This is a genomic window from Sphingomonas sp. (assembly GCF_035317925.1).
Taxonomy (GTDB): Bacteria; Pseudomonadota; Alphaproteobacteria; order Sphingomonadales; family Sphingomonadaceae; genus Sphingomonas_I.
The window spans coordinates 1-4269 of sequence record NZ_DATHFV010000007.1; the positions used below are offsets into that span (position 1 = coordinate 1).

7 protein-coding genes are annotated in these 4269 nt (G+C 65.8%); all 7 read left to right on the forward strand.

Features of this window, described 5'->3' with window-relative positions; genetic code table 11:
* The coding region (locus VK533_RS00260) for a penicillin acylase family protein (protein ID WP_324373850.1) at window positions 1–980 on the forward strand (980 nt) is incomplete at its 5' end.
* Window position 981: 1 nt separating this feature from the next.
* The gene (locus VK533_RS00265) at window positions 982–1332 is read left to right on the forward strand and encodes a DUF3147 family protein (protein WP_324373852.1); all 351 of its coding nucleotides are present in this window, start codon (window positions 982–984) and stop codon (window positions 1330–1332) included.
* 2 nt (window positions 1333–1334) lie between these two features.
* The gene (locus VK533_RS00270; protein WP_324373854.1) at window positions 1335–1865 is read left to right on the forward strand and encodes a GNAT family N-acetyltransferase; all 531 of its coding nucleotides are present in this window, start codon (window positions 1335–1337) and stop codon (window positions 1863–1865) included.
* Between the two features lie 50 nt (window positions 1866–1915).
* Window positions 1916–2653, forward strand: coding sequence for a hypothetical protein (locus VK533_RS00275; RefSeq protein ID WP_324373856.1), 738 nt, complete (start codon window positions 1916–1918; stop codon window positions 2651–2653).
* An 89-nt stretch (window positions 2654–2742) separates the two neighbouring features.
* Window positions 2743–3156: a hypothetical protein gene (locus tag VK533_RS00280; protein ID WP_324373858.1), complete on the forward strand. Its 414-nt coding sequence runs from the start codon at window positions 2743–2745 to the stop codon at window positions 3154–3156.
* 61 nt (window positions 3157–3217) lie between these two features.
* Window positions 3218–3826: a YceI family protein gene (locus tag VK533_RS00285; RefSeq protein ID WP_324373859.1), complete on the forward strand. Its 609-nt coding sequence runs from the start codon at window positions 3218–3220 to the stop codon at window positions 3824–3826.
* A complete protein-coding gene (locus VK533_RS00290; RefSeq protein WP_324373861.1) occupies window positions 3823–4095 on the forward strand; it encodes a hypothetical protein in 273 nt (90 codons plus the stop codon). Before VK533_RS00285 ends, VK533_RS00290 begins: the two co-directional genes overlap by 4 nt.
* Window positions 4096–4269: the final 174 nt, after the last annotated feature.

Below are 4269 nucleotides of genomic sequence, written 5' to 3' on the forward strand. Positions count from 1 at the left end.
TCGATTATACCAGGGCAGTCGATGGCGCCGATCCCGCGACCGACTGGAAGGGCCCGCACGCGCTCGACACGCTGCCGCAGGTGATCTCGCCCGACACCGGCTGGGTGAAGAACACCAACAACTGGCCGTGGACGGCGGCGGGCCGCGACAGCCCCCGGCCACGCGATTTCCCGCATTACATGGATCAGGTCGGCGAGAATATGCGCGGCATCCATGCCGACAAACTCCTGACCGGCCAGCGCGGCTTCACCCCCGAAAGCCTGATCGCCACCGCCTTCGATAGCTGGCTGCCCGCCTTCGCGACGCTCGTGCCGCAACTCACCGCCGCCTACGATGCCCTGCCCGCCGGCGACCCGCGCAAGGCCTCGCTCGCCGAACCGATCGCCTTGCTGCGCGGCTGGGACGATCGCTGGGCCGCTGATTCCGAAGCGACCACGCTCGCCATAATCTGGGGCGACACATTGTGGCCCGAGGTCGGCGCCTTCGCCAAGGCCGAGCGGATGAACGTGCCCGATTATATCGCGCAGCGCGTGCCGCCCGAAACCAAGCTCGCCGCCCTCGCCGCCGCGCGCGACCGCCTGGTGCGCGATTTCGGCAGCTGGCGGGTCAAATGGGGCGAGGTCAATCGCTTCCAGCGGCTCGACGACCGCATCGACCCGCATTTCGACGACGCGAAACCGAGCCTGGCGGTACCCTTCACCTCGGCGCAATGGGGCTCGCTCGCCTCGTTCGGCGCCAAGCCTTATCCGAACACGAAGCGCTACTACGGCACGAGCGGCAACAGCTTCGTCGCGGTGGTCGAATTCGCGCCGCACCTGCGCGCCTGGGCGGTGACGGCGGGCGGCGAAAGCGGCGATCCCAGGTCGCCGCACTTCAACGATCAGGCACAGCGTTACATCGACGGCAAATTGCGCCCGGTCTATTTCTACCCGGCCGACCTGACCGGCCACACCGAACGCAGCTACCATCCGGGCGGCTGAGATGCTGTGGTTCATCATCAAGGCCGCTCTGTCCGGGCTGATCGTCGCGGCGGTTTCGACCGTGGCCAAGCGCTATCCCGGCTTCGGCGCGCTGATCGCCTCGCTCCCGCTCGTATCGGTGCTCGGCATGATCTGGCTGTGGCACGACAAACCCGATGCCGCGAACATGGCCGCGCACGCGCAGGCGACCTTCTGGTTCGTGCTGCCCTCGCTGCCGATGTTCCTGCTGATCCCGGCGATGCTGCGTGGCGGCGCGCCCTTCTGGCTCAGCCTGCTCGCCGGCTGCGCGCTCACGATCGCGCTCTACCTCGCCATGACCTGGATCGGCCCGCGCTTCGGACTGCGCCTCTAGGCATGATGCCGGACACCGGCGACGACACGGATATCGTCACCGCCCGGCTGCGGCTGCGTCGGGCGCGGATGGAGGATCTGCCCGCGATCCACGCAATCCTGAGCGACTGCCGGGCGATGCTCTACTGGTCGACACTGCCCCACGCGACGCTCGATCAATCGCGCGCCTGGCTGGCCGACATGGTGGCGGCGTCGCCCGCCGAGACCGACGATTTCATGATCGAGCATGACGGGCAGGTCATCGGCAAGGCGGGTTGCTGGCGCCTGCCCGAGATCGGCTTCATCCTGCATCCCGATTTCTGGGGCAAGGGTCTCGCGCGCGAAGCGGTCGAGGCGGCGATAGCCCACAACTTCGCGCACCACCCGATCGACGCGATCCTCGCGGACGTCGATCCGCGCAACGCCGCCTCGCTCGGCCTCCTCGGCAGCCTGGGCTTTGTCGAGACCGGCCGCGCCTCCAACACCATCCTGGTCGGTGACGATTGGTGCGACAGCATCTACCTCGCCAGGGCCCGGGTCACGCCGCGTCTCTAGCTATCCATGCTCCTGTGTATTATTGTTACAGTACACTTGACGAGATGACGATGCGACCGATCCTTCCTTTCCTGCTGCTGGCGCTCTGCTGGACCAGCCCGCTCTCGGCGGCGGCGCTGCATTTCCATGCGGCGCCAACCGACCTCTCGGCCAAGGCGGTCGAGACGCTCGCTCGTTCCAGCGTGAAGCAGGTCGAGCATTTCTTCGGCGCCCCCTTCCCGCGCGCGATCGACTTCCGGCTCGCCCCCGATCGCGCCGCCTTCGACGCCGCCTTTCCCCCCGCGCTCGGCATGGGCAAGACGCAGTGCTGGATGGTCGGCATGGGCATTGCCGACCTGATGGTCGTGCTGTCGCCGTCCGACTGGAAAGCCGAGGCGTGCGATCATGATCCGGCCGACCAACAGGAATTGCAGCGGCTGATCGCGCACGAACTGACCCATGTCTTCCATGGCCAGAACAATCCGCATGGCGACTTCGCCGGCGAGGACGATCTCGCCTGGTTCATCGAAGGCGTGGCGGTGCTGGCGTCCGGGCAGCTGACCGATGCCCGGGTCGCGCAGGTGCGCGCGGCCATCGCCGCAGGGTCCGCGCCCGCCAAGCTGGACGACGTGTGGAGCGGCAAGCTCAAATATGGCTTTGCCGGCTCGCTCGCGTCCTATGTCGATCGGCGTTGGGGGCGGGCGACGACCCGGCGCCTGCTCGCCGCCGCCAGCAATGCCGAGGCGCTGGCGATGCTCGGCACGACCGAGCCGGCTCTGCTGGCCGACTGGCAGAAGGCGGCGCGGTAAGCATCCATAATGGGCGAGTTCGCACGATTGCCCGCTGCTTTCCATTAACCTCTCCCGCTTAGGGTCGGGGCTTGTCGTGAGTGGCGTAAATGTTTGATCGATTTATGGAATTGCAGGAGCGCATCCTGGCGATCGCGGTTCGCAGCGAAGCCGCCTTGCTCGCGCCCGGCGATCACGATGTCGCCGCCCTCGGCCAGACGCGGTGGGAAATCGCGCGTGCACTGCGCGAATATCAACTGTTCAAGCACACCCGCATCTTCGACCCGATCGAGCGCCAGCCGGATCATCGCGCGTATCAGGCGCGGCGGATGAAGGCCGAATGCATCCGCGTCGGAGAAGAATTCCGCCGCTATGTGCTCAAATGGAGCGTGGTCTCGATCCTCGATCATTGGGCGGAATTTCTTCCCGCCGCGCTCGACGCGATCGCCCGCATCCGCGCCCAGCTCGCGAAGGAGCGGATCGGGGTGACGGCGTTGCTCGAAATCAAATCGGCCGCCGCCTGATCCGGCTTGCCAGCGTCGGGACAGAGGCGCAGCAAAGCGCTTCCTCGATGGAGTCCGCTGCATGCGCACCGCCCCGATCGCCTTTGCCCTGCTTCTGGCCGCCGTCCCCGCATCCGCGCAGATGCCGAAGGAGCCGCCCGGCAAGCCGGACGTGTCGCGCGTTACGGCGGGCAGCTACGCGATCGAGCCCAAGCATACGCAGATCCGCTTCACCGTCATGCATTTCGGCTTCACGCCGTTCTCGGGCTTCTTCAGCGGCGCGTCGGGCAGCCTGACGCTCGATCCGGCCAGGCCCGGCGCCGCCAGCGTCGCGATCGAGGTGCCGACCAACACCGCCTTGGTGACGGTACCCAAGCTGACCGAGGAACTGCGCTCGCCGATGTTCTTCGATCCCGACAAATATCCGACGATGAAATTCGTGTCGGACAAGGTCGTCGTCCACGGCACGCACGCGACGATCAGCGGCCAGCTCACCCTCCATGGCCAGACCCACCCGCTGACGCTAAACGCCAGCTTCGTCGGCGCGGGTGCCGCCTTCGGCAAGCGCACCGTCGGCTTCACCGCCACCGGCACGCTCAAGCGCAGCGATTATGGCGTGACCGCGGTGCTGCCTTTGGTCTCGGACAACGTCCAGATCGATATCGCCGCCGCGTTCGAGAAGCCGGAGTGATCGCGATGATGTTGTGGCTAGCCGCGACAAGCGGCCAGCTGCCCGTGCAGGACAAGCTAGATCAGATAGATCGAACCTTCGTTTGCCCTGAAAGCCTCCCGTCCGATGAGGTGCGACAGGACGCCACGAAGTTGTTCGTTGAGCAGGTGCAGGCCGCCGACCCCAACGCCACCATCAAAAGCTTGGTTGAGTATCGCATGTCGCTTCTCGCCAAGCATGGCTGCGTCGAAACGCTGAAGAACATACACGAGAGCAACCGCCGCAAGTAAGTTTGCAAACTCGATAATCGCCCTTGACAAAGTAGAACAAAACGTGTACACATTTCACGTTCACTGATCCGGGCCCGGGCAGAGGAACCAAGCCCATCTCCGTGCGGCAACGCACGGGGAACGACCGGCGCGAAGCTCTCGGATGCCTTGTTAGTCGAAGACTTCGCTGCCTCT